Annotated in this window: 21 protein-coding genes and 1 pseudogene; 7 read left to right on the top strand and 15 right to left on the bottom strand. The window is 67.1% G+C overall.

Annotated features, from left to right (window positions below; all coding sequences use genetic code 11):
- From F7Q96_RS13650 to fliF, 6 genes and pseudogenes are all read right to left on the bottom strand, one after another.
- Positions 1-474 (bottom strand): annotated as a pseudogene (locus tag F7Q96_RS13650) (hypothetical protein); the annotation flags it as partial.
- 7 nt (positions 475-481) lie between these two features.
- Positions 482-940, bottom strand: a complete 459-nt coding sequence (gene fliJ, locus F7Q96_RS13645) for a flagellar export protein FliJ (protein WP_053823463.1) — start codon at positions 938-940, stop codon at positions 482-484.
- Positions 933-2,396: a flagellar protein export ATPase FliI gene (fliI, locus tag F7Q96_RS13640; RefSeq protein ID WP_053823464.1), complete on the bottom strand. Its 1,464-nt coding sequence runs from the start codon at positions 2,394-2,396 to the stop codon at positions 933-935. The genes fliJ and fliI overlap by 8 nt, the downstream gene beginning before the upstream one ends.
- Positions 2,389-3,330 carry a flagellar assembly protein FliH gene (gene fliH / locus F7Q96_RS13635; protein WP_151022832.1) on the bottom strand — a complete coding sequence of 314 codons (942 nt, stop codon included), beginning with the start codon at positions 3,328-3,330 and terminating at the stop codon, positions 2,389-2,391. Before fliH ends, fliI begins: the two co-directional genes overlap by 8 nt.
- Positions 3,323-4,315: a flagellar motor switch protein FliG gene (gene fliG / locus F7Q96_RS13630; RefSeq protein ID WP_053823465.1), complete on the bottom strand. Its 993-nt coding sequence runs from the start codon at positions 4,313-4,315 to the stop codon at positions 3,323-3,325. Before fliG ends, fliH begins: the two co-directional genes overlap by 8 nt.
- The gene (gene fliF / locus F7Q96_RS13625) at positions 4,305-6,032 is read right to left on the bottom strand and encodes a flagellar basal-body MS-ring/collar protein FliF (protein WP_053823466.1); all 1,728 of its coding nucleotides are present in this window, start codon (positions 6,030-6,032) and stop codon (positions 4,305-4,307) included. Before fliF ends, fliG begins: the two co-directional genes overlap by 11 nt.
- A 459-nt stretch (positions 6,033-6,491) precedes the next feature.
- On the opposite strand from fliF, the gene fliE reads away from it, so the two are divergent.
- Positions 6,492-6,812, top strand: coding sequence for a flagellar hook-basal body complex protein FliE (gene fliE, locus F7Q96_RS13620; RefSeq protein ID WP_053823467.1), 321 nt, complete (start codon positions 6,492-6,494; stop codon positions 6,810-6,812).
- A 72-nt stretch (positions 6,813-6,884) separates the two neighbouring features.
- On the opposite strand, the gene F7Q96_RS13615 is transcribed toward fliE, so the two are convergent.
- From F7Q96_RS13615 to F7Q96_RS13585, 7 genes are all read right to left on the bottom strand, one after another.
- A complete protein-coding gene (locus tag F7Q96_RS13615) occupies positions 6,885-7,172 on the bottom strand; it encodes an EscU/YscU/HrcU family type III secretion system export apparatus switch protein (RefSeq protein ID WP_053823468.1) in 288 nt (95 codons plus the stop codon).
- Entirely contained in the window at positions 7,169-8,551 is a 1,383-nt protein-coding gene (gene fliK / locus F7Q96_RS13610) for a flagellar hook-length control protein FliK (RefSeq protein ID WP_053823469.1), read from the bottom strand. Before fliK ends, F7Q96_RS13615 begins: the two co-directional genes overlap by 4 nt.
- Before the next feature lie 69 nt (positions 8,552-8,620).
- On the bottom strand, positions 8,621-8,956 hold the full coding sequence (locus F7Q96_RS13605; protein ID WP_053823470.1) for a flagellar protein FliT: 336 nt from the start codon (positions 8,954-8,956) through the stop codon (positions 8,621-8,623).
- Positions 8,956-9,414 (bottom strand): flagellar export chaperone FliS, encoded by a 459-nt coding sequence (fliS, locus tag F7Q96_RS13600; protein ID WP_053823471.1) that lies wholly within the window; start codon positions 9,412-9,414, stop codon positions 8,956-8,958. The genes F7Q96_RS13605 and fliS overlap by 1 nt, the downstream gene beginning before the upstream one ends.
- A 21-nt stretch (positions 9,415-9,435) precedes the next feature.
- Entirely contained in the window at positions 9,436-10,884 is a 1,449-nt protein-coding gene (gene fliD / locus F7Q96_RS13595) for a flagellar filament capping protein FliD (RefSeq protein WP_053823472.1), read from the bottom strand.
- A 133-nt stretch (positions 10,885-11,017) separates the two neighbouring features.
- On the bottom strand, positions 11,018-12,208 hold the full coding sequence (locus F7Q96_RS13590) for a flagellin FliC (protein WP_053823473.1): 1,191 nt from the start codon (positions 12,206-12,208) through the stop codon (positions 11,018-11,020).
- Between the two features lie 189 nt (positions 12,209-12,397).
- On the bottom strand, positions 12,398-12,727 hold the full coding sequence (locus tag F7Q96_RS13585) for an RNA chaperone Hfq (RefSeq protein ID WP_053823474.1): 330 nt from the start codon (positions 12,725-12,727) through the stop codon (positions 12,398-12,400).
- Positions 12,728-13,669: 942 nt separating this feature from the next.
- On the opposite strand from F7Q96_RS13585, the gene F7Q96_RS13580 reads away from it, so the two are divergent.
- The 4 genes from F7Q96_RS13580 (at position 13,670) to F7Q96_RS13565 (ending at position 18,549) form a co-directional block, all read left to right on the top strand.
- Positions 13,670-15,511, top strand: a complete 1,842-nt coding sequence (locus F7Q96_RS13580; RefSeq protein ID WP_053823475.1) for a methyl-accepting chemotaxis protein — start codon at positions 13,670-13,672, stop codon at positions 15,509-15,511.
- 113 nt (positions 15,512-15,624) lie between these two features.
- Entirely contained in the window at positions 15,625-16,119 is a 495-nt protein-coding gene (locus tag F7Q96_RS13575; RefSeq protein ID WP_006577177.1) for a helix-turn-helix transcriptional regulator, read from the top strand.
- Positions 16,116-16,790 carry a nucleotidyl transferase AbiEii/AbiGii toxin family protein gene (locus F7Q96_RS13570; protein WP_053824540.1) on the top strand — a complete coding sequence of 225 codons (675 nt, stop codon included), beginning with the start codon at positions 16,116-16,118 and terminating at the stop codon, positions 16,788-16,790. The genes F7Q96_RS13575 and F7Q96_RS13570 overlap by 4 nt, the downstream gene beginning before the upstream one ends.
- Positions 16,791-17,064: 274 nt before the next feature.
- Complete coding sequence (locus tag F7Q96_RS13565; RefSeq protein ID WP_151022830.1) at positions 17,065-18,549, top strand: MDR family MFS transporter; 1,485 nt, start codon at positions 17,065-17,067, stop codon at positions 18,547-18,549.
- Between the two features lie 99 nt (positions 18,550-18,648).
- Here the strand turns inward: F7Q96_RS13565 and F7Q96_RS13560 are convergent, their stop codons facing one another.
- Positions 18,649-20,091, bottom strand: a complete 1,443-nt coding sequence (locus F7Q96_RS13560; RefSeq protein WP_053823476.1) for an FAD-binding oxidoreductase — start codon at positions 20,089-20,091, stop codon at positions 18,649-18,651.
- Between the two features lie 62 nt (positions 20,092-20,153).
- Positions 20,154-21,749 carry a MocR-like pyridoxine biosynthesis transcription factor PdxR gene (gene pdxR, locus F7Q96_RS13555; RefSeq protein ID WP_170265847.1) on the bottom strand — a complete coding sequence of 532 codons (1,596 nt, stop codon included), beginning with the start codon at positions 21,747-21,749 and terminating at the stop codon, positions 20,154-20,156.
- 135 nt (positions 21,750-21,884) lie between these two features.
- On the opposite strand from pdxR, the gene F7Q96_RS13550 reads away from it, so the two are divergent.
- Positions 21,885-23,204 carry an ArgE/DapE family deacylase gene (locus tag F7Q96_RS13550; RefSeq protein ID WP_053823477.1) on the top strand — a complete coding sequence of 440 codons (1,320 nt, stop codon included), beginning with the start codon at positions 21,885-21,887 and terminating at the stop codon, positions 23,202-23,204.
- Between the two features lie 144 nt (positions 23,205-23,348).
- Positions 23,349-24,953: an ABC transporter substrate-binding protein gene (locus tag F7Q96_RS13545; protein ID WP_082371680.1), complete on the top strand. Its 1,605-nt coding sequence runs from the start codon at positions 23,349-23,351 to the stop codon at positions 24,951-24,953.
- Positions 24,954-24,962 lie beyond the last annotated feature (9 nt).

Raw genomic sequence — 24,962 nt, 5'->3', positions numbered from 1 at the left:
GGCCGGCACGGCGGGGTTGGCCGCCGCGCCCGTGCCGGCGGCTCCGGCAGGGGCAGCAGCGGCGGCGGGCGCTGCCGGCAGCATTGCGGCCAGCAGTGCCGCGGCGGCCGCGGCGCCGGTGTCGCTGGTACCGGCCTCGCCGTCGGCCAGGTCGGTGCTGTCCTTCCGATCTTCGGTCGTGCCGCCGACCTTGCCCGAATTCGCCTGTGTCTTGCCGGGTTCGGCTTGGCTGTTGGCGTCAGGGGACTCCGCTTTCTTGCCCGTTTCGGCCGCGCTCTTGCCGGCGCCGTCGGCGGCCTTGCCATTCCTGGCCGCCGATTGCTGCTGGCTGGCCGGGCGCGCTTCGCCGGGCTGCGTCTGGCGCGCGCGCGCCAGTGCATCGCCGAACTCGCTGGCGCCAGACGCCGGCTGCGGGTTGCGCGGGGCGGTGGCGGCCGCGGTGCCGCCGCTGACGATTTGGCTGATGTCGATCATCGGGTTCTTATTGGTTGTGTCCGCTGCGGATCTGCTGCCGCGCCAGGCGCGCGGCGTATTCGTCGGTGGCGCGCTGCTCGCGGCGCGCGGCGATCTGCTGCTCGCGCGACTCGGCACGCTGGATCAGCGTGTCGAAGGAGTTCAGCCGCTGCTTCTGCTTTTGCCAGTTGGCGCGGCCGGCCAGCAGCTGCGATTCGGCCTTGGCCAGCGCCTCGGTCTGGTGCCGGATGGCCGCATCGAGCGAATCGAGGAACTGCGAGAAGTCGTGCCAGCGCGCCGACGGCATGCCGCTCTGCATCAGCGCCTGCATGCGCGCGCGATATTCCTGCCGATACTGGGTCAGCGCGGCGAGCTGCTGCTCGGCCTGCGTGCGCTGGCCCTGCAGCCGCCCGAGCTCGCGCGCGGCGGTGTCGGTATCGTTCTGGGCCAGGTCGGCCAGCGTGTTCAGCGGAGAGGTCTTAGCCATTTGTGCTCCTGTCGAAGAGCAGATGCAGTTGGTCGATCGATTCGCCGTAGCCGGCGCGCTCGTGAATGTCCTGCTGCAGGAACGCTTCCATGCGCGGATGCAGGCGGATCGCCAGATCGAGTTCGGGATCGGCGCCCGGCACGTAGGCGCCCACGCTGATCAGGTCGCGGTTGCGCTGGTAGCGCGACATCAATTGCTTGAAGCGGCGCACCGAGCCGAATTGCTCGGGCGAGATCAATGCGGTCATCGCGCGGCTGATCGAGGCCTCGACGTCGATGGCCGGGTAGTGGCCGGCCTCGGCCAGGCTGCGCGACAGCACGATATGGCCGTCGAGGATCGCGCGCGCCGAATCGGCGATCGGGTCCTGCTGGTCGTCGCCCTCGGCGAGCACGGTATAGAAGGCGGTGATCGAGCCGCCGCCCTCGGCGCCGTTACCGGCGCGCTCGACCAGGGTCGGCAGCTTGGCGAACACCGAAGGGGGGTAACCCTTGGTTGCAGGCGGCTCGCCGATGGCCAGCGCGATCTCGCGCTGGGCCATCGCATAGCGCGTCAGCGAATCCATGATCAGCAGCACATGGCGGCCCTGATCGCGGAAATATTCGGCAAGGCGCGTCGCATAGGCGGCGCCCTGCATGCGCAGCAGCGGCGAGGTGTCGGCCGGCGCGGCAACCACCACCGAGCGTGCACGGCCTTCCTCGCCAAGGATGTTCTCGATGAAGTCCTTGACCTCGCGGCCGCGTTCGCCGATCAGGCCGACCACGATCACTTCCGCGCTGGTATAGCGCGCCATCATGCCGAGCAGCACGCTCTTGCCGACGCCCGAGCCCGCGAACAGGCCCATGCGCTGGCCGCGGCCAACGGTCAGCATGCCGTTGATCGCGCGCACGCCGACATCGAGCACGGTATCGATCGGCGCGCGCGACAGCGGATTGATCTGCGAGCCGGCCAGCGGCACTTCACGCGCGGCCTGCAACGGGCCGAGGCCGTCCAGCGGCCGCCCGGCGGCGTCGAGCACGCGGCCCAGCAGCCCTTCGCCGACCGGCAGCCGCTTCGAGCCGGGTTCGCGCGGCGCGCTGTCGCCGCTGGGCAGCGGCGACGGTTCGAGCGGATAGACGCGCGCGCCGGGCACCAGGCCCAGTACGTCCGATTGCGGCATCAGATAGAGGCGGTCGGCGCCGAAACCGACCACTTCGGCCTCCGCCATGCGCGGCCCCTGACCGGCCGCGCCGGCGTGGCCGGGAATTTCGATCAGGCAGTCGCTGCCGACCGGCAGGCGCAGGCCGACGGCCTCCAGCACCAGCCCGGCGGCGCGCGTCAGCCGCCCGCAACTGCGCTTGCTGTCCAGCTCTGCCACGTTGGCGGCGGCGCCGGCCAGCGCATCGCGCCAGCGCTGGCCATGCAGCTCGGGCACGCCGGCTGCGGCATCGGTCGAGGCGGCGGCGATCGCTTCACGCATCGGGCGCTTCCCAGGGATCGTTGCGGCCAAGGGCTTTCACCACGCGGCTCCAGCGCGTCGCCAGCGTCGCGTCCAGCTCGCCGCTGGCGGCGCTGGCGATGCAGCCGCCGCGTGCGACGGTCGCATCGGCGCGCACCGACCAGCCGGCCGCTTCCAGCTCGCCGGCCAGATGCGTCTGCACCAGTTCGATATCGTCGGGGTTCAGCAGCAGGCAGGGGGCGCCGGACAATGCCGGTTCGTTGGCCAGCAGCTCGCGCACCGCGGGCAGCAGCACGGCAGGGTTGTGCGCGACGGTGTCGTGCACCAGCTTGCGGGCGACATCGAGCGCCAGCGCGATCAGCGTCTGGCCGACCTCGTCGTCGATGCGGCGCAGGGCGCTGGCGAAGGTGCCGGCCAGTTCCTGCAGGCGGGCGGCCTCCTGGCGCGCAGTCTCGAGGCCGCGCGCGTAGCCTTCGCGATGGCCGTCGCCGTAGCCCTGGGTCTGGCCCTGCGTGTAGCCCTGGGCATAGCCTTCCTTGCGGGCGCCCTCGCGCATCGCGTCGAGCGCGGCGAAGTCGATCGGCGGCGGCGCCGGTTCTTCCGGTTCCGCTTCGAATGCGGGCGGCGGAGGCGGCGGCGCGTCGAAGGCCGACATCTTCCAGCGGCGCCAGCCGTTGCCGTCGCCGCCGCGGTCCCCGCGCTTGCCGCCGGGCTGGCGTTCGCCGGCCCCCAACGCATCGAAGCTTTCGAAGCCCGCACCGTCGCGGCCGCCTCGCAGGTTCAGCCCAGCGGACGCGGATGGCGATGCGGCGGGCGGAGGCTGCACTGCGGCGCGAGCTTGTGCACGCGGCTCGTAGCGTGCGCCGAAACCGTCGTCGCGCTCATCGTCGCGCTCGTTGCCGAGCGGGCCGCCCAGATGGTGGCCCAGCGCCTGCCGCGCGTAGGGATTAGACATAGGCATCGTCGCCGGCTCCGATCTGGATCTCGCCGGCGTCGGCCAGGCGTCTTACCACCTGCAGGATGCTCTTCTGCTCTGCCTCGACCTGCGACACGCGCACCGGACCCAGCGCTTCCAGGTCCTCGCGCAGCATCTCGCCCGCACGGGTCGACATGTTGCGGATGAACTTGTCGCGCAGCTCCTGCGGCGCGCCCTTGAGCGCGACGATCAGCGACTCGGTGGCGATTTCCTTCAGCACGCGCTGGATGCCGCGATCGTCCACTTCCAGCAGGTTCTCGAACAGGAACATCTCGTCGATGATCTTCTGCGCGAGGTCGCTGTCGTGCTGGCGCACGCCGGCAATGACCGCCTCCTCGTGCGTGGTGTTCATCAGGTTGATGATCTCGGCCGCGGTGCGGATGCCGCCCATGCGGCTGCGCTTCAGGCTCTGGCCGGCCAGCAGCTTGGTAAGCACGTCGGTCAGTTCCTGCAGCGCGCCGGGCTGCACGCCGCCGAACGTCGCGATCCGCAGCACCACGTCGTTGCGCAGCCGGTCGGTGAACAGCGCCAGCACCTCGGAGGCCTTCTGGCGGTCCAGGTGGATCAGGATCGTGGCGATGATCTGCGGATGCTCGTCGCGGATCAGCTCGGCCACCGAAGTCGCGTCCATCCAGTTCAGCGAATCGATGCCGCTGCCCGGGTCGCGCGATTCCAGGATGTCCTCGATCACCGACAGCGCGCGTTCCTCGCCCAGCGCCTTGTTCAGGACGCTCTTGATGAACGTGCTCGAGTCGACCGACAGCGCCAGGAACTGCTCGGTCTCGCTGCGGAACTCGGCCAGCACGGCCGCCATTTCTTCCCGCGTGACCGCGTTCAGCGACGCCATGGCGGAGCCCAGCGTCTGTACTTCGCGCGGCGACAGGTGCTTGAACACCTCGGCCGCCGCATCCTCACCGAGCGACATCATCAGGATGGCGCTCTTCTGCAAGCCCTCACCGTTCATCGCTAGACATCCAGTTCTTGATCACACTGGCGACCAGGCGCGGGTCGCGTTGCGCGGCGTCGCGCACCAGGGCGAGATCGCTTTCGTATTTGGCGGTCAGGCGCAGCACTTCCGGATCCGGCTGCTGTTCTTCGACCGGCAGCAGCACCGACTCGGCCGCATTGGCCTCCGCTGGCGGCGGCAACGGCGGCGCGGTGTACTTGCGCAGGATCGGCCGTGCCACCTTGAACCACACGAACAGGGCCAGCAGAGCCAGCAGCAGATATTGCGCGGCGGTCTTGGCCAGCTCGATCATCTCGGGTTGCTTCCACAGCGGCAGTTCGGGCTTGATCTCGTCGCCGGAGGTGAACGGGCTGTTGACCACATTGAGCGAGTCGCCGCGCGCTGGCGAGAAGCCCATCGCTTCCTTGGCCAGATTCTCGATCTGCGCCAGTTGCGCGGCCGTCAGCGGCTCGCTGGTGACCTTGCCGTTCGCGCCGACAACCTGGCGATGGTTGACCACCACCGCCACCGACAGACGGCGGATGCCGCCCGGCGCCTGTTGCACGTGGCGCACGGTGCGGTCGAGCTCGTAGTTGGTGGTCGAGTCGCGGCGGTTGCTGCTCGGGCCCGCCTGCGCGCCGGCGAGCGCGGCCTGCGCGGTACCGGCCTGCTGACCCTGGGCCTGCTGGCCGGCCTGACCTTGCTGACCCTGCTGTCCTTGTTGTCCTTGCTGTCCTTGTTGTCCCGGCTGCTGCGTGACCACCGGCGCGGCGGCCTGCAGCGGCGGCTGGTTCGACAGCGCGCCCGGCACGCCGCCGACCGGCGAGCCGCCTTGCTGGTTCGATTCGCTGGTCTGCTGGCTGCGGATCGCCGCGCGGGTCGGGTCCTGGTTCGGCTTGAACGATTCGTCGGTGTGCTCGACGATGTTGAAGTCGACGTCGGCGGTGACCTGGGCCTTCACATTGCCCTGGCCGACGATCGGCGCGAGGATCGACTCGACGCGCTGTACGTAGGTGCGCTCGAGCGTTTGCACATACTTGAGCTGCGTGGCATCGAGCATGCGCTCGTTGCTGCCGTTGCCCGACAGCAGGTTGCCATGCTGATCGACGATCGAGATCGACTTGGGCGTCAGTTCCGGCACGCTGGACGACACCAGATGGCTGATCGCCGCGACCTGGCCTTCGTCGATGGCCCGGCCCGGATGCAGCGTCAGCACGATCGACGCGGTCGGCTTCTGGCGCTCGCGCACGAACAGCGTCGGCTTCGGAATGGCCAGATGCACGCGCGCGGACTGCACCGCGGCGATCGATTCGATCGAGCGCGCGAGCTCGCCTTCGAGCCCGCGCTGGTAATTGACCTGTTCGGCGAACTGGCTGATGCCGAACTTCTGGTTGTCCATCAACTCCATGCCGGCGTTGCCACTCTTGGGCAGGCCCTGCGACGCCAGCCGCAGCCGCGTCTCGTGGACTTTTTCGGCCGGCACCATCACCGCACCGCCGCCCTCGGCGAACTTGTACGGCACGTTCATCTGCTGCAGCGACGCGATCACCGCACCGCCGTCGCGTTCGGACAGGTTGCTGTACAGCACCTTGTAGTCGGGGCTGCGCGACCACAGCACGCCGACCGCGATTGCGGCGGCCAGCGCGGCCCCGCCCAACATCAGCGGCAGGCGCGGATTGCCCTTGAAGCGCTCGATCAATTCCGAGCGGTTGCCCAGCACGGCCGCGGCATTCATGCGCGGGCCTCCGTGTTGGCCGACCCGCCGAGCCGGCCGGGCAGGGGCGAACCTTGCCGGGGGCGCAATGCGCCGCCCTGGCGGTGGCCGATGTCGGCATGGCTCAGATCACGCAGCAGACAAAACACGCGTACTCTCCGCGATAGTTAAACAAAGGGGCGCCGGTGTCGTTAATGCAATCGCTGGCGGCAAACCAGGGATGCGGGTGGGAGCGGCAAGGCGAGAACCCGCCAGACCCGGCACGGTAGCGATGATCGGTTACCGGGCGCACAGACAATCCGGGGAATAGGACGGCTTTTCGGTCCGATTTCGGCCTATGCCATGCCGAAGGCGACGGGTACGCTTCGGCTGCTGGATGGGAACGGCCGCCCGCGCGGCGCGGCCGCGCCCGTCCGACCGACCCAATCAGGGGCCGGCCGACTTTGTTTCGGCGCCCCCCCATTACGGAAAGACAGACCGATGAGTTCGATTGCTTCCATCGAAGGCATGCTGCAGCAGCTGCGCGGCCTGGCGCAGAGCGCGGCGGGCACGACCTCGCAGACTGCCCCGGCAGCGGCCACCGGCTTTGCCGGCGAGCTGCAGCGTTCGCTGCAGAAGATCAGCGGCGCCCAGGAACGCGCCTACGGCCTGGCCGAGGCGTTTGAGCTCGGCAAGCCGGGAATCGCGCTGAACGACGTGATGATCGAAATGCAGAAGGCCAGCATTTCGTTCCAGACCGGCGTGCAGGTGCGCAACCGGCTGGCGATGGCGTATCAGGAAGTGATGAATATGGCGGTGTAAGCGTCCCGCTTGCCCGCGAAGGCGACCCTTGCGGTCGCCTTTTTTCGTTGTGGATCGGGCCTGCGGCGACCCTCACTCGATCCGCACGATCCCCGTATCCGCTTCCAGCCGATGCAGCCAGGCCAGCAGTTCGGCCACCGCCGTATAGAGCTGCGGCGGGATCTGGCTGTCGAGGTCGACCTGCATCAGCAGGTTGACCAGCGTCGGCGAATCATGGACATAGACGCCGGCTTCGCGTGCCTGCGCGATGATCGATTCGGCGATCAGGCCGTAGCCCTTGGCGACCACGCGCGGGGCCGCGTCGTTCTTCTGGTACGACAGCGCGACGGCGGCGCCGCGGGGCGAGTCCTGCTGGCTCATGCGGCGCCCTCCGCGTCGGTGTCACGGCGGATCGAGAAATGCAGCAGGTGGATGCCACGCGCGCCGAGGTTCTCGCGCAGGCGGCCCTGCGCGTCGTCCAGCATTCGTACGATGCGGTCTTCCTGCACCGCCAGCCGGGTTTCCAGGCCGTTCGGCGTCAGAGTCAGGCGCGCTTCCACCGTTCCCAACTGAGGCAGCTCCAGCACCAGGCGGCTGGACCATGTACGCTCGTCTGCGCCGTCGCCGTGCTCGCCGGAAGACCCATGCTCGTGCTGGCGTTCGGCAATGTCCCACTGCATCGGCGTGCCGGGCCATGCTTCGCCGGCCCAGCGGAACTGCTGGGTGGCCAGCAGCTCCAGCTGCTGGCGCACGATGCTTTCGGTGTTCGGGTGGATGGCCGGTGCGGCTTCGGCCTTGGCCATATTGGCGGTCGCATCCGGCCGTGCCTGGGCGTCGTCGCTGGCGCTGAGCAGCGTCTGCGAGCCGGCCTGGCGGGCGGCATCGTTGGCGGCGGCCTGATACGCCTGCGCAGCGGCCTGCAGCGAGCGCGGCGTTTCGTTGCCGCGTGGCGCGTCGCTGTTGCGGGCACCGGTGTCGCCCGGTGCTGCGGCAGGATCGTCGGCGCCGGCATCGGCCCCTGCGCTGGCCGCGGATCGGGCCGCATTCAACGCCGCGTCGAGCACGGCCTGCGACGGTTCGGCGGCGGCCAGCGCCTGGATCGCGCTGCTCAGGGCCTGGGCGTCGGCGGGCGAGGCGGAGGGCAGAGTCGGCAGGGGAGCGGTGCCAGAGGGCCGCATCGGTGCACCGGGCTGCTGGCCGTAGGGTCCAGCCGCCGGTCCCTGACCCGAGGCGGTGCCACCATGCGGTAGGCCGCCGGTCCCGGGATAGGGATGCCGGCCGATCCCGGCCTGCGGCTCGCGGGCCAGGCTCGCGAGCCCACGTTCGCCAGCGATCCATTGCGCCAGATGCGATTCATAGAACAGCCCGCTGTCCTGCACCAGGTGCATCAACGCCTGCCGTACCTGTGCGGTTCCCTCGGGCAGCCGCGTGGGCGGCACGGCCAGCAGTGGACCGGCGCTGCGCAGTGGCGCGGCCGAGCCCTGCGCCAGCAGGGTAAGGATGGTGCGGGCGGCGAAGCTGAGGGTTTCGCGGGTGGAGCCGGTCGGCGGGGTGGCCGTAGTCTGGCCCTGTGGACCGGGTCGCACCGGCAGTTCGACCGCGCCGGGAGCGGTTCCGTCGGATTGCCGGACCGTGGCGCCGCCGGGGCTGGTGGTTGGAATCAGCGCCGCCAGCTTGTTGGCCGACACCTGCGCGCGCAGCGTGTTGGCATCGAGGCCTTGCCCTGACGGCGAGCCGGGCGGCAGATGGATCGCGGTCATGGGGTGGCTTCCGGATGGTCCGCTGGGTCACCGGCTCGCCGGCGACGGCCAGCGGGACCCGGTGCAGGGTCAGGCAAGGCTGCCGTAGGCGTGCGAAAGATTCTGGCGGCGGCGCGAATCGCCCAGCAGTTGGCCCAGGCGTGCCAGGTGCGGCAGCATCAGGTCGCGGATGCGGGCGTCGTACGCCAGGATCCGGTCGAGCAGTGCGTGGCGGCGCATCCGTTCTTCGGCCGAGACCGGAACGTTGTGCTCGAGCTCACGCAGGCGGTCCACGACGGCCAGGTATACCTTCTGCACGTCGTTGAAGGCGGTCCAGTTTTCCGCCTCGGCGGCCTCGAGCATCTGCTCGGACAGCACCAGCAGTTCCTCGTAATTCAGCACGGTAGGAGACACGGTACGCATCATCAGTTCTCCTGTGCTTCGGCAACTGCCGCCGACTGAGCCGGGGCCGCCGATTGCGCGGCGTGGTCGCCGGCTTCCGGCTCGCCGATCTGCGCCCATGCGGTGGCGAGGTTTTCCAGCAGCGCGTCGACCTCGTTGAGCAGCGTGACGTCGCTGCGCACATTGGCCAGCAGCAGGCGGCGGGTCATGTAGTCGTACAGCGCTTCGAGGTTGGCGGCGATCTCGCCGCCGGTGTCGTGGTCCAGCACCGCGCGCAGGCCGTTGTCGACGATGTCGATCGCCTTCGAGATGGCCTGGCCGCGCGCCTGCACGTCGCCCGCATCCAGATGGAACTTGGCCCGTGCGATGGCCGAGCGCGCGCCGTCGTACAACATGGCGATCAGCTTGTGCGGGCTCGCGCTCATGGCCCCGGTCTGCACGCCGACCCGGGCATAAGCGTTGATTGCTTGGCGCGCGTACATGATGGCGGTCCTTGCCGTTGGTTACTTCTTGGTCTGGTTGGCCAGCGCGGCGAATTGCTCGGTCAGATAGCTGCGGGTCTGATTGAGCTTGCTGACCAGCAGGTCCAGCTGGGTGAACTGCGCGCGGTAGCGTTCGATGGTCGTGTTGACGCGGTCCTCGACCTGCGCGTAGCGATCTTCGAGGTCCTTCAGGCTCTCGGTCAGGCCATCGGTGGCAACCTTGATCGCCCCGTTGGTTTCGTTCAGGTCGTCGATGGCGTCGGTGATCTGCTTGCCGTAGCCGCCGGCGCCGGTGGTGTGCGAGAACATAGAGGTCACGCCGCCGAGGTTCTCGCTGATCGCCTTGGTCAGCTTCTTGTCGTCGACCTGCAGCGTGCCGTCCTTGGTGAACGAGACGCCGATCTCCGACAGCGTGATGGTGCCGCCCTTGCCGTCCGGCTGCGGCACGTTCAGCATGCTGCGCAGGCTCGTCTGGATCGAGCGCAGGGTGCTGTCGCCGTTCAGTGCGGCGCTGCTGCCGGTGGTCGTGTCGAACGCGGTCAGCGACTTGGCCGTGCTCTGGATGTTGTTGTACGCGGTGACGAAGCCCTGGATCGCGGCCTTGATCGCCTCGGTGTCGCGCGTCACGGTCAGGCTGCTGGTGCCGGTCTTGTTCAGCGTCAGCGTGACGCCCTGGGCCGCATCGGTGACGGTATTGCTCTGGCTGACCACGTCGATGCCGTTGATCTTGAGCTTGGCGTTGGTCGCGCGCACCGTCTCCTGCATGCCGCTCGGCTGCACCGCCTGGGTCGGATCGAAGCCGACCAGATTGCTCAGTTCGGGGCTGTCCGCGGTAATCCGCATGCTGGACTGTTCGCCGGTCGTGTTCGAGGTCAGCACCAGGCGATAGGGCGTGCCGCTGCCGTCGTTGACGATGCTGGCGGTCACGCCGACGTTGGCCTGATTGATCGCGTCGCGAATGCCCTGCAGCGAGTTCTGGCCCGGCTTGATCTCGACGGTCTTGGTGCGCGCGGCATCGGCGGTGAAGCCCAGCGGATCGGTGTAGCCGCCGGTGCCTTCGTTGTAGCCCTGGCGCGCGCCGAATTCGAAGGTGATCTTGCCGGTGCCGATCGCGGTGGTCTGGCTGGCGACGTTGGTGCCCACCAGCGATTGCGCCTGCGCGAGGCTGGTGACGTTGACCGAGTAGGTGCCCGGCACGGCGTTGGAGCCTGCCGCGGCGGTCATGATGTCGGCGGAACCGGCCACCGCCTTGGCGGCGCCGAAGGTGGCCGCATCGGCCAGCTTCTTGGCGGCGCTCTGGTAGGCGGACAGCACGCTGCTGAGCGTGCCGTAGGCGGAAAGCTTGGCTTGGTAGCTGGACGCCTGGGTCTCGAGCAGCTTCAGCGGCGTCTTTTCCGCGGCCTCGAGTTTCTCGAGCAGCGCGCCAAGTTCGAGTCCGGAGCCGACACCGATGTTGGAGATGGTAGCCATAGTCTTTTGCCTTTGTTGTTCAGCTTGTCTACGTCAACGCGTCCCAAGAAACGCTTTGCAGGCAGCGAACTGCCTGCAAAGCATTCCCAGCGGAAAACCGGGCCTGCGGCCCGGCCTTCCGCGCCGTTGCGAATTAACGCAGCAGCGACAGCACGTTTTGCGTGGTCTGGTTGGCTTGCGCCAGCACGGAGGTACCAGCTTGTTGCAGGATCTGCGCGCGGGTCATGTTCGACACTTCCGTTGCGTAGTCAGCGTCCTGGATGCGCGAACGCGAAGCCGACAGGTTGGTCACCGTGGTGCCCAGGTTCGAGATCACCGAGTCGAAACGGTTTTGCACCGCACCCAGCGAGCTGCGCAGCGTGTCGACGCTCGACAGGGCGGCGTCCAGCTTGGCCAGCGGGTTCGAGCTCGCGCCCGAGGTGATACTGGACAGTTGGATGTTGGCGGTGTCGAGCGCGAAAGCGGCCGAGGTCGGGGTCGACAGGTCGGCCGATTGCGGATCCAGAGCGATGTAGAACTCCTTCGCAACGGTTGCTTCGACTTCGAAGCCCTTGGCCTTCAGCGTGCTGACTTCGGTTGCGTCGGCGGCGGTGATCGTCACGGTGGCGAACCAGTTGCCGTTTTCGTCCTTCTCGGCCGTGGCGGCCAGGGCAACGCTACCAGCAGCGACGCCCAGGCGCGAGGCCAAGTCGCCAGCGTTGGCTTCGCTCACGGCCGTACCGGTGACTTGCGTCGTGGCGCCGTAGGCGGCTTGGTAGTCGGCGGCGACCAGAGCGGCCGGCGTGCCCTTCGGGCCCGACACGTTGAAGCCGTCCAGACCCAGGGTCTTGGCGGTGATTTCCTTCAGGTCGATGGCGATGATTTCGCCGTCGTTCGCGCCGACCTGGATGTTCATCTTGGTGTCCTTGGCCAGAACCTTGACGCCGTTGAACTGGGTCTGTTCCGAGACACGGTTGATTTCTTCCAGACGCTGCTTGATTTCGTCCTGGATCGACTGCAGGTCCGAAGCCGAGTTCGAGCCGGTCGCGGCTTGCACCGACAGTTCACGGATACGCTGCAGGTTGTTGTTGACTTCCGTCAGCGCGCCTTCGGTCGTCTGAGCCAGCGAGATGCCGTCGTTGGCGTTGCGCTGAGCTTGCGTCAGGCCGCGGATGTTGGCGGTGAAGCGGTTGGCAATCGCCTGACCAGCCGCGTCGTCCTTGGCGCTGTTGATACGCAGGCCCGAGGACAGGCGCTGGATCGCGGTGTTCAGCGCCGATTGCGACGTGTTCAGGTTGTTCTGAGTCATCAGAGACAACGAGTTGGTATTAATGACTTGCGCCATGGTACGACTCCTATTTGCAATGTTTTACGCATTCCGGCGGGTGCCGTAACGTTGGCTGCCTGCACTGCAGGGCGTGAAGTGCCTCCGTTGCCAAGGTTATCGACCGGGCTGCCGAAAGGTTTAGAGTGACTTTCAGTCGGCGGTGCGGAAATGGTTCATTGCAAGGCTGGGGGCGGCTCTGGGACTGGCTCAGGCCCGCCGCCGGGACCGCGTGCGAGGGGTGAAGAGCCGGACGAACTCGGGCGGCACCTCGTCGTGGGGCAGCTCGATCGGCTGTCCGTCGACGTTGTCCGGGGTGATTGCCGCGATCGCATGCTTGTAGACGATCTGCGGCGCCGGGTCGCCGGGAGCCAGGGCCAGCAACACCATATAGGCGTCGGCGCCGACCACGACCCCGTGCAGGCGCACGCCACTGGTCAGATGCAGCACTACCGGATGCCGGCTGGCGCGGTGAAAGGCCAGTTGTCGGTCCTGGAGCTGACGGCCCGGGCGAATACTTCTGATTTCCTGATACTTCACGACTTCTCCGGTCGAGCCCGATAGGGTTCTGTCGGCAGACAACGGTACGGGGATCAGGCACGAGCCGGCACGGATGCAGCACGACGGTATCCGTATTGGCGAGAGCCCGATCTGGCGAGGGATGAAACATTCGCTCTCGGTACCGGCGCGGGGGAAGTCATCGCGTGTCCTTGCGGCCGTGGCGCTTGTGGTTCGCGGATGTGTTGCCTCGACGGTCGGACTGGCGTGCTGCCAGAAGAGAAGGGGAATACTTCGGCCCGGAGGGTAACAAATTTTTACAACTCGGGGATCGAAGAAGCCGTGACATGCGTCTAGAGGTAAACCTCTAATTAAGTGCTTGCATACATGTGCCGATAACCACAGCTGTTCTCGGCGTAAAGTGCTTCGCTCGGCGCAGCGTTTGAAGCGAACTGCGGGCCGAAGCGGGTTCCCATCCGAGTACGTACTCACCTCGCCGCTTTTCGGCAGCGATCGGGGCGATCTTTCCTTGTTTTATTTGTAAAACAAAGTAAGTGCCACTATCGGCATTTACCCTGATGGAAACTGTATTTACACCTCATCTAAGCACCGCTATAGTCGGCCGCGAGCCAATCGGCTCTAGCAGTCCTGGAAAGCCTACGAGCACCCCGCGCGTGGGCTTCTTTTTTGCCCGCGTCCTGTGCAATGCCGGACGTCTTCGCCCGCCTCGGGCGGAATACCGGATGCTCGGTGTCAATTGGACACCCGTCCTGTTCCGGGCAATCGATGGAGTTGAGGGGGTTTTTGCCCCTTGTTTGCCATTTCGCCATGGCCCCGCGCTTGCCGCTCGTTTTTCCTGACCTCTGACCGCCGATAGCCATACGGGGCCGTATCGGCTGCCATCAAGAAAGCGTTTCTTCTTGCCGTTAGCGAAGCACCGCCGCGCACACGCGCGCGGCGCCGACTACGAGAAGAGGGGGCGGTATGGGAGGGTGGAAGCATTTCGGCATTGGCGCGCGCCTGGCGGCAGCCTTTGCCGCGATGGTGGCGTTGCTGGCCGTGGTGGCGGGTTTCGGCCTGCTCGCGCTGGGCGATATGAATGCCTCGATGCGGACGACCGTCGAGCAGCGTCTGTTGAAGGTGATGGAACTGGACGGCGTCAAGGAGGGCGCGCAGGCCATCGGCATCATGGTGCGGGACGCGGTGCTGACCGAGGACCCGGCCGTGGTCCAGCAGAACGTCGGCCGTGTCAACGAGCGCCGCAAGCAGATGAGCGCCACGCTCGACGATCTCTCCAGGCTGATTGCCGCCTCCGACAATCCCGGCCTCAAGCAGGTGTTCGACGAGCTTGGCAAGCATCGCGCCGCCTATAACACCCAGCTCGATCAGTTGCTGACGCAGCTGCAGGCAGGCGAGTTTGTCGCCGCGCGTGCCGGTCTGATCGTCACGCTGCCGGCCGCGCAGGCAGCGTACTTCGAACGCCTGGACACGCTGATCGCCTCGGGCCGCAAGATGGCCACCGAGGCCGTGCAGCAGGCCCAGGCCGACTATCTGTTCACGCGCAATCTGCTGCTCGCGCTCGGCGCGGTATCCGCGCTGCTGGCCGTCGGCCTGGCCGTGGCGATCACCCGCTCGATCGCCGGACCGGCGCGGCAGGCGCTGGCCGCGGCGGAAGCGCTGGCGCAAGGCGATCTGGCCTTCGCCATCCGCGCCAAGGGCGACGACGAGATGGGCCGGATGCTGAAGGCGATGCAGCGCGCTTTCGCCGAACTGTCGGTACTGGTGCGCGGCATCCAGGGCGCCTCGGGCGCGATCGACGGCGCCACGCGCGAGATTGCCAAGGGCAACACCGATCTGTCCCAACGCACCGAGGAGCAGGCGGCCTCGCTCGAGCAGACCGCCGCGTCGATGGAGCAGCTGACCTCGACCGTGCGCCAGAACGCCGATAACGCCCGCCAGGCCAACCAGCTCGCGGTCAACGCCTCGGCGGTGGCCGCCGAGGGCGGACGTACGGTGCGCAGCGTGGTCGAGACGATGCAGGGCATCTCGCAGTCGTCGGCCAAGGTCGCCGAGATCATCGGCGTGATCGAGGGCATCGCCTTCCAGACCAATATCCTGGCGCTGAACGCCGCGGTCGAGGCCGCGCGCGCCGGCGAACAGGGGCGCGGTTTCAGCGTGGTCGCGGCGGAGGTGCGCAGCCTCGCGCAGCGCAGCGCGGCGGCGGCCAAGGAGATCGGCGAGCTGATCAACCGCTCGGTCGAGCAGGTCGAAGTCGGCGCCCGCCAGGTCGAGCAGGCCGGCGGCACCATGGACGGCATCGTCGAGGCGGTCCGCCGCGTGACCGACATCATGGGCGAGATCTCTGCCGCCAGCGCCGAGCAGTCGACCGGCATCGAGCAGGTCAACCGCGCGATCGCGCAGATGGAGAGCGTGACCCAGCAGAACGCCGCGCTGGTCGAACAGGCCGCGGCCGCCGCCGAAAGCCTGCAGCAGCAGGCTGCGGGGCTGGTGCAGGACGCGGCGAAGTTCCGTGTCGAGGAGGCGACGGTGGCGTTGTCGCGAGCCACGGACCCGGCTCGGGAACCGATGCTCGCCGTGGCGGCGCCGATTGCCAAAGCTGCGCCGGGTGCCAAGGTTGCATCGGCCGCAAGCCCCGCCTCGCTGCGTGCGGCCACGACCGCACCCACTCCCAAGACACCGGCGGTCTCTCGCGCCGACGGTGCTGCCGCAGCAGGCGCGAAGTCCCGTGGCACGCCGGTGCGGCCCGCCGCTCTGGCCGCTGCGGGAGCGCCGGCTGCTGGCGCAGATGACTGGCAGAGTTTCTGAAACGTAGTTGGGACGTAGACCGCGTCCCAATTTGCGTGGTCGACCGGAGCCAGGAAGGGCGATTTGGCGCTCCGTTTTTGTCGTCTATAATTGACAAAAACTGGAGGCGCCAAATGAACGTCGCTCTACTTGGCAACGCCATTCGCCGCAAACGAATCCAACTGGGCCTGACCCAGCAGCAACTGGCAGATATGGCGGTGCTGTCGCGGCAAACCTTGAACGGCATCGAGCACGGCCATGTCAACGTCACCGTAGACACGCTTGGCCGTCTTCTGGACGTTCTGGGGCTGACGTTGGAAGTTGCGGACCCTGAACAGAAGCGGGGTCGCCCCGCGCGGGCGGTATGGATGGCGGCGAAGGGTGCCAATACCAGCTATTCCGGTGAGCTGACGCCAATGGCACTGGAGCAGGCGCTGATCAGCGGACAAGTTCCCGACGAACTGCAGCCCCAAGTCGCCCAAATCCTGGATGAGGCGCCGCTGCAGTTGGTGACGAAGATGGTGGCGGAAGTGGCCACGCGCCACGATCGGAAGCCCACCGAAATCTGGAAGAACCTGCGCCGGATGGCGCGTGAGCTGACGGCGACGCGGGGTGGCCTATGGGCATGACGGTGAAACTCCGCGGCGACCCTTGGGAGGCCCTATTTCCGCATGCGCTAACGCTGATGGAGGAAGTGAAGACGCATGGAGGCATCGAGCCGCTCTGGACGTTTGGCGGTGGCACGGTATTGATGCTGCGTTACGACCATCGCATGTCGAAGGACATCGATATCTTCGTCCCTGATCCGCAGTACCTCGGCTTTGTGACACCACGTCTAAGCGATGTGGCAGAGGCCATTACCTCCGACTATGTGGAGCAGGGAAACTTCGTCAAACTCGTCCTGGATTCCGGGGAGGTCGACTTTGTGGCTTCCCCAAACCTGACCGACGATCCATTTGAGGTCTGGGAAATCATGGGGCGGCCGGTTCGCGTCGAAACCGCGACCGAGATCGTTGCAAAGAAGCTGTACCACCGAGGCGACCGGGCGACCGCACGCGACCTGTTCGACTTGGCTGTTGTTGTCGAACAGGATCGCGACGCGCTCGAGGGCGCAGCGCCGTTCTTGCTACGACACGCAGCCGCGTTCATGGACCAGGTCGTTGGACGGCGCCCGATCCTTGAAAAGCAATTCGCGCAGATCGAGCGGCGGCAATTCGCCCGGAGCTACGACGACTGTGTAGCCCTGGCAAAAGACTTGTTTGCCACGTTGGACAGCACCAAAGGCCGCAGGGGCGAGTAAAAGCGCGCCGAAAGGCACACTTTTAAGCAAGCGCCTACAATAGCCGTCTGTCCTTCATTAGAAAAGCCGGTCCGGCCAGCGCGGTCGTGCATCGGCTATGTTGTTTCTCCTTGCCCGCCCGATGATCGCTCCCCTTCGTTCTGGCCTGCGCCTTGCCGGCGCGGCTGCTTCCGTTGCGGCTTCCGCTGGGTCGCCGGCCTCGCCTGCGGTCCCCTCCATTCCGCCAAAGCCTGTTCAGTCGGGCGAGCCGACCGGGTCCCCGCCGGTGCCGGTGATGCAGGTCATCTTCGGCCTGATGCTGGCAATCCTGCTCGGTGCGCTCGAGCAGTCGATCGTGGCCGTGGTCTTGCCCGAGATCGCTCTACGCCTGAACGGATTCGATGTGATGGCCTGGGTCGTGTCGGCCTACCTGATCGCGTCGACGGTGGCCACGCCGATCTACGGCAAGCTGTCCGACGTGCTCGGCCGGCGCTCGGTGCTGTCGTTCGCGATCGTGCTGTTCCTGCTGGCCTCGATCGCGTGCGCGCTGGCGCAGACGATGCCGCAGCTGATCGTCGCGCGCATCCTGCAGGGGCTCGGCGGCGGGGGGCTGATCTCGGTGTCGCAGGCGGCGATTGCCGACGTGGTGCCGCTGCGCGAGCGCGGCCGTTATCAGGGCTATGTCAGCGGCGTGTGGGCGGTCGCCAGCATGGCGGGACCGGTGATCGGCGGCTACCTGGCCCACTATCTGTCGTGGCGCTGGATCTTCTGGATCAACCTGCCGCTGGCCCTGCTGGCGCTATTTACGGTGCGCCGTGCGCTGCGCCATCTGCCTGCGGCCGGCGGCCGCAAGCATCGGATCGACTATCTCGGCGCGCTGCTGTTCGGCGGCGGACTGACCGGCGTGCTGGTGTTCCTGACGCGGCTGGGCCAGGGCCACGATGTCTGGCGCGCCGACTCGCTGACTCTGCTCGGCGGCGGCGTGGCGGCGCTGCTGGTGTTCGTCTGGCAGGAGCGCCGCGCGGCGGATCCGGTGATTCCGTTGGCAATGCTGCGCGTGCCGACGGTGGCGATCTGCTGCATCACGCTGTTCCTGTGTTTCTTCCAGTTGATCGCGATGTCGGTGCTGTTGCCGCTGCGCTTCCAGGTGGTCGGCGGCGCGCAGGCGGACAGCGCGGCGTTGCGGCTGGTGCCGCTGACGCTGGCGATCCCGTTCGGTGCCTTCATCGCGGGCCGGCTGATGACCTGGAGCGGCCGCTACAAGCCCTTGCAACTGATCGGCGCCGCCGCCGCCCCGCTGGCGATTGCGGCGCTGGCCTTCGTGGACCCGCGTGCCGTCGTGCTGACCGGCATCGTGATGGTGGCGCTCGGCCTCGCGATCGGCCTGCAATTGCCCAGCGCGCTGGTGGCGACGCAGAACGCGGTGCCGCCGCAGCAGGTCGGCGTTGCCACCGCGCTGACGGCGTTCTCGCGGATGCTGGGCGGCGCGGTCGGGGTCGCGGTGCTGACTACGGTGCTGATCGCGCTGCTGCGCCATAGCGGCATGGCGGTCAGCCCGCTGCCCGGTGGGGAGGACGTGCTGATGCATCTGTTCCGCGAGGTGCTGTCGCTGGGCGATGGCGCCGAGGCGGCGGCGGTGCGGCAGACCGCGGAACGTTCGTTCCGCGCGCTGTTCCTCGCCAGCGCCGCGGTCTCGCTGCTGGCGCCGCTGCTGGTCGTGCGGCTGCGCGAGGCGACGCTGCGCGGCAGTCCGGTCAAGGCCGCGGCGACCGTCGAATAATGGGCGAATAAACGGTCGAATAGCTGCCGAATAGCGGCCGAATAGCGGCCGAACCGTCGAGGCGTGCGGCCTCATGCGATGCGGCGCCCGCTCGGCGATTTACTCCAGATCGACGACCCGGCCCGGGCACAGGATGTGGTGCGGGTCGAGCGTCCGCTTCAGCAGACGCATGACCGCCAGTTCCTCGGGCGTACGCGAACATCCGAGGAACGGCTTCTTGTGCGTGCCGATCCCGTGTTCGGCCGAGATGCTGCCGCCGAATTCCTGCACGACGCGATAGACCACTTCGCTGATCTCGTGCTCCGGAAAGTCGGGCAGCGCAACGTTGGGCAGATAGACGCTGACATGCAGATTGCTGTCGCCGACGTGGCCGAAGTTCACCAGCTCGGCCTCGGACCATCGGTCCAGCACGGCGGCGCGCAAGGCCTGCGCGAACTCGCCGATGCGGCCGATCGGCAGGCTGACGTCGAACGCGGCGTTGGGCGCCCACATCACGGGAAACTCGGCGACGGCGTCGCGCAACTGCCAGAAGCGCTGCGCCTCCTTGTCGCTGGTCGCGACCGCGGCGTCCTGGATCAGCCCCGCCTCCATCGCGGTTTCCAGCATCGACTCGAAGACGGGCCCGTCCTGGCCGGCGTCGTCGCCCTGCAGGTCGAGCAGCACGTAGAACGGATGGCCCGCGGGCAGCGGCGCACGCACGCCGGACACGCGCGTGGTCACCAGCTCGTAGAAATCGGCCCACATCACCTCGAACGCGGACAGCCTCCCAGCCAGCTTGCGCTGCGCATGGCGCAGCAGCTGCACCACGTCCTCGTAGCGGGACAAGGCGCACAGCGCGGTCTGCGTACTGGCGGGCAGCGGCGCCAGCTTCAACACGGCGCGCGTGATCACGCCGAGCGTCCCTTCGCTGCCGATGAACAGCTGGCGCAGGTCGTAGCCGGCGTTGTTCTTCAGCATCTTGTTCAGCGACGTCAGCACGGTGCCGTCGGCCAGCACCGCTTCGAGTCCCAGCACCTGGTCGCGCATCATGCCGTAACGGATCACGCGATTGCCGCCGGCGTTGGTCGCGATATTGCCGCCGATCTGGCAGCTGCCGCGCGCACCCAGGTCGACCGGCAGCAGCCAGTGCGCCGCGCGCGCCGCCTCCTGCGCGGCCTGCAGCGTGGTGCCGGCCATCACGGTCATCGTGCCCGCCTGATCGTCGATCTCCTCGACGCCGCGCATCCGTTCCAGCGACAGCACCAGTTCGCCGCCGGCCGGCGTCGCGGCACCGGCCAGTCCCGTCAGGCCACCCTGCGGCACAACCGCTTGCCGATGGCGATGGCAGATCGCCAGCACCGCGGACACCTCGGCGGTATTGCGCGGCCGCGCCACGGCGATCGGCGGCTCCGGATCGAGCGGGGCGTACCAGTCCTTGCGAAAGCGCGTTTCGATGTCGTCGCCGGTCTGCAGGCCGGCGGCATCGAGCGCGGCGGCCAGTTCGGACAGCAGGGCGTCGCGGTTCGCCGGCGCGGATGGGGTTTGGGTGTTGGAGATTGCCATGAACGAGTCTTGTAGCGGGAGCGAAGGGGTAGGGGAAAAGGGCGCGGCATTGCGCGGTGCGGTCACGCGCCGCTCCACGCCTCGCGGTTGATCTTCACCGGCGACTCGCGTCGCGGTTCCTGCTTGCGGGCCAGATGCTCCATGGCCGGCTCGATGACCTCGGCGAGCTTGCGGAACGCCGGTCCGATCTCTTCCTCGGGCACGCAGGCATAGCCCATCAGCAGTCCCTGCCGCGCCTGCGTCTCGTCGCAGTAATAGCGCGACAGCGGCCGCGCGCTCAGGCCCTGCGTGCGTGCCGCCATGCTGATGCCAAGGTCGTCGGCGCCGGGCGGCAGATGCATGACCAGGTGCAGCCCGGCCTCGTGCGTCGACGTGGGCCAGTCCGCGCCGAAGCGCTCGGCGATGGCTTCGCGCAGCAGGCTCTGCCGCTGCGCATAACGCAAGCGCATGCGCCGGATGTGGGTGGCGTAGTGCCCTTCCTCGATGAAGTCGGCCAGCACGGCCTGCTGGATCAGCTGTCCCTCGCGGAACAGCTCGGACAGGCCGATGGCGAAATGCGGGGCCAGCGGTTTGGGCAACACCATGAAGCCCATGCGGATGCCGGGAAACAGCGTCTTCGAAAACGTGCCCATGTAGATCACGCGATCGTGCTCGTCGAGCCCTTGCAGCGAAGCGAGTGGGCGGCCCTCGAAGCGGAATTCGCTGTCGTAGTCGTCCTCGACGATCCAGACGCCGCGCTGGCGCGCGTATTCGAGCAGCATGCGCCGGCGCGACAGGCTCATCACGGTGCCGAGCGGGTACTGATGCGACGGCGTCGCAAAGATGAAGCGGGGCGGATTCTGCAGCGTGGCGGCGTCCGGTGCGATGCCTTCGCCATCGACCGGGACCGGGATCGGCTCCACGCCCGAGTTCGACAGCAGGCTGCGCGTGCCCCAGTAGCCCGGGTCTTCCATCCAGGCCTTGTCGCCGGGATCGGCCAGCAGGCGCGCGATCAGGTCGATCGCCTGATGGATGCCCGTCGTCATGATGATCTGTTCGGCATCGCAACGGACGCCGCGGGCCAGGCGCAGATGCTCCGCGAGGACGCGGCGCAGCGGCAGATAGCCGCCGTTGTGCGCATAGGTCAGCAGCTCTGGACGCGGCTCGCGCCAATGCTTGTTCAGCAGCCGGGTCCATACCGCGCGCGGGAACAGCGAGACGTCGGGCACGCCGGCCATGAACGCGCCCCATTGGCGATCTGACGCACCGGCATGCGACACCAGATGCTGGCCGCGCCGCGACAACGCAAAGCGGTTCGGGTTTTGCTGCGCTGCAGGCACGGTGATGGTGCCATTGCCGGCGCCAACCTTGTGCAATGCACTATGGTCGGGAAAGGTGTGCGACACAAAGGTGCCACTTCCCGTCGACGCCGTGACATAGCCCTCGGCCAACAACTGCTCGTAGGCGTACAGCACCGTGTTGCGCGACACCCCGACCTCTTTCGCCAGCATCCGCGAAGCGGGCAGCTTGCAGCCCGCGGGGATCGTACCCGCAAGGATTTCCTGGCGAATGATCTGGTAGACCTGCCGGTTCATGTGCATGCCGGCCTTGTCGGCGCTGCCGTCGGCCGGCCGTTCCAGCCGTTGCAGCAGCAGCTCGGACAGAATGGACTCTTTCAAAATGGCTCCAGCAAAAACGGCAAATATGGACCTATCTATGGTGCCAACTGTGCGCTAATTTCCCACCCATCGCGTGCCGGTGCAAGCAGTTTTCACATCGGCGAGCCTCGCAGCCCGGTGTTCCAAGGAGCCCTCATGCAAGATTCGGCAAGCCACCTCAGTACCACCGACATCGCCGGCGCCGTGCGCTCGCTGTTGCCCTATATGGTCGAGACGCTGTCGGGCTTTGTCGCCGCGGCCAGCCCCTCGGGGCAGGAGCAGCCCGCGGCGGAATTCATCGAGGCGGCCTTGCGCGATCTGGGACTCGCATCGGAGCGCATCGAGCTGCGCGCCGATGCCATCAGGCATCTGCCGCTGTTCTCGCCGCCGTGCTGTCCGGACGGCGGCCGCTACAACCTGCTGGCCACGCATCGGCCTGCCGCGAAGGGTGGCCGCTCGGTACTGTTCAACGGCCATCTCGACGTGGTGCCCACCGGCCCCGAATCGATGTGGCGCAATCCGCCGTACATGCCGGTGGTCGAGGACGGCTGGCTCTATGGCCGCGGCGCCGGCGACATGAAGGCGGGCATCGTCTGCGCGCTGGCCGCGTTCAAGGCGCTGCGCGCGCTGGGCGTGCAGCCGGCCGGTGCGGTGGGGTTCAACGCGGTACTCGAGGAAGAGAACACCGGCAACGGCGCGCTGGCCACCGTGGCGGCGCTGCGCAGCGCGGTGGGCGCCGGCAAGCTGGCCGCCTTCGATACCGTGATCATTCCCGAGCCGCTCGGCGAGGGGCTGATGAGCGCGCAGGTCGGCGTCTACTGGATGTTCATCGAACTGACCGGAAAGCCGGCCCACGCGGCGTACATGACGTCGGGCGTCAATCCGGTCGAGGCGGGCGTCGCGGTGATGGAAGACCTGCGCGAGCTCGAGGCCGAATGGAACCGGCCGGAGAACCGCCCGCCGGTGTACCGCGAACATGCCCACCCGATCAACTTCAATCTCGGGCAGATCCACGGCGGCGAATGGAATTCCTCGGTGCCGTGCACCTGCACGCTGGGCGTGCGCATCGGCTTCTATCCGCATATGGACATCGACGAGACGAAGGCCATCGTCGAGGCGCGCATCCGCGCCACCGTCGCGCGGCTGGAGAGCAATCTCGAACTGAATATCCGCTACGAGGGCTTTCATGCGCCGGGCTGCGAGTTCGATCTCGACGTGCCCAGCATGCAGGCGCTGGCCGAGGCCCATCGCAAGGTCCACGGCGAGCCGGTCAAGCGCGAGGCCACGACCGCGACCACCGATGCGCGCCATTTCCGCCTGATGCTCGATACCCCGGTGACGTGCTACGGGCCCATCGCCCGCAACATCCACGGCATCGACGAATCCGTGTCGCTCGACAGCATGGTGCGGGTGACCACCACGTTGGCGCAGTTCCTGCACGACTGGTGCGGTGTGGAGCCGATTGCCAGGGCATGACGCCGGCCATGCGCCCCGTCACGGCGTGACGGGACGCGATCCATGCAAAGCAGTGCCTCAGCTTGCGCTTCAGTTTGCGCCTCAGTTTGCGACTCCGTAGGTGCCATCAGTACCCGCTGTTCACAACGACAAGGAAACGAGCCGATGAAACGAGTTACGACGCGCTTTCAACAGCGCCTGGCTTCGCTGGCGATCGCGGCGGCAGGCCTGTCCCTGTTGCCGCTGGCGCTGCCGGCCGGCAACGCCGCCGCCCAGACCACCGGCGGCACGCTGTCCGGCATCGTGCAGCCCGAGCCGCCGATCCTGGTCAGCGCCCTCAATTCGCAGGCGCCGACGCAGTACATCGCCGGCAAGATCTATCAGGGCCTGCTGACCTACACGCCGGACCTGAAGCCCCAGCCCGAGCTGGCCAAGTCGTGGAAGATCTCGCCCGACGGCCTGACCTATACCTTCGAGCTGCAGAGCGGCGTCAAGTGGCACGACGGCAAGCCGTTCACCTCGGCCGACGTGGTGTTCTCGATCGACAAGCTGCTGCGCGAGGTCCATGTGCGCACGCGCGCCGTGCTGAACAAGTACATGGCGTCGATTCGCGCAGTCAACGACACCACGGTCGAAATCAAGCTGAAGGAACCGTTCCCGCCGTTCATCTCGATGTTCGAGACCGGCACCATGCCGATGATGCCCAGGCATCTGTACGAGGGCACCGACTACCGCAACAACCCGGCCAACCAGAAGCCGGTCGGCACCGGCCCCTTCATGTTCAAGGAGTGGAAGAAGGGTGCCTACATCAAGCTGGCGAGGAACCCGAACTACTGGAAGAAGGGCAAGCCATATCTGGACGAGCTGGTCTTCTACGTGATTCCCGATTCGGCCTCCCGCGCGGTGGCGTTCGAAAAGGGCGACGTACAGGTGCTGCGCGGCGGCGATGTCGACAACGTCGACGTCAAGCGCCTGCGCGCGTTGCCTAACGTGGAATACACCACCAAGGGTTGGGAGCTGTTCTCGCCGATGGCCAGCATGCTGATGAACCAGCGCAAGCCGCCGTTCGACAACGTCAAGGTCCGCCAGGCGGTGATGCATGCGCTGAACCGCAAGATGATCGTCAACAACATCTTCTTCGGCATGGGCAAGCCGGCGGTCAGCCCGTTCGCGTCGACCACGCTGTTCTTCGACAAGAACATGCCGAGCATGGACTTCAACCTGAAGAAGGCACGCGACCTGATCAAGGAGTCGGGCGTCAATGTCGGCCAGTACCCGATCAAGATCCTGGCGACCTCGTACGGGGCCAACTGGGATCGGCTGGACGAGTACACCAAGCAGATGCTCGAGCAGCTGGGCTTCAAGGTCAGCATCGAATCGGCCGACGCCGGCACCTGGGCCGCGCGGGTCAGCAACTGGGATTTCGACCTGACCACCACCTACACCTACCAGTACGGCGATCCGGCGCTGGGCGTGGAGCGGCTGTACGTGGCGCGCAATATCGTCAAGGGCACGCCGTTCGCCAACGTGCAGGGCTACAACAATCCGAAGGCCGACGAGCTGTGGACCAAGGCGGGCGCGACCATGGATCCGGCCGAGCGCCAGAAGCTCTATAGCGAGGTGCAGCGGATCCTGGTCAACGACGTCGCCAACGCCAACCTGTTCGAGCTGGAGTTCCCGACGCTCTACCGCAAGAACGTGAAGAACCTGGTGACCACGGCGATCGGCCTGAACGAGTCGTTCGACAACGTCTCGATCGAGAAGAACTGAGCCGCGTTC

Source organism: Cupriavidus gilardii (assembly GCF_008801915.1).
In the GTDB taxonomy this organism is placed as follows: domain Bacteria; phylum Pseudomonadota; class Gammaproteobacteria; order Burkholderiales; family Burkholderiaceae; genus Cupriavidus; species Cupriavidus gilardii.
This window is presented reverse-complemented; position numbering and strand designations above follow the sequence as displayed.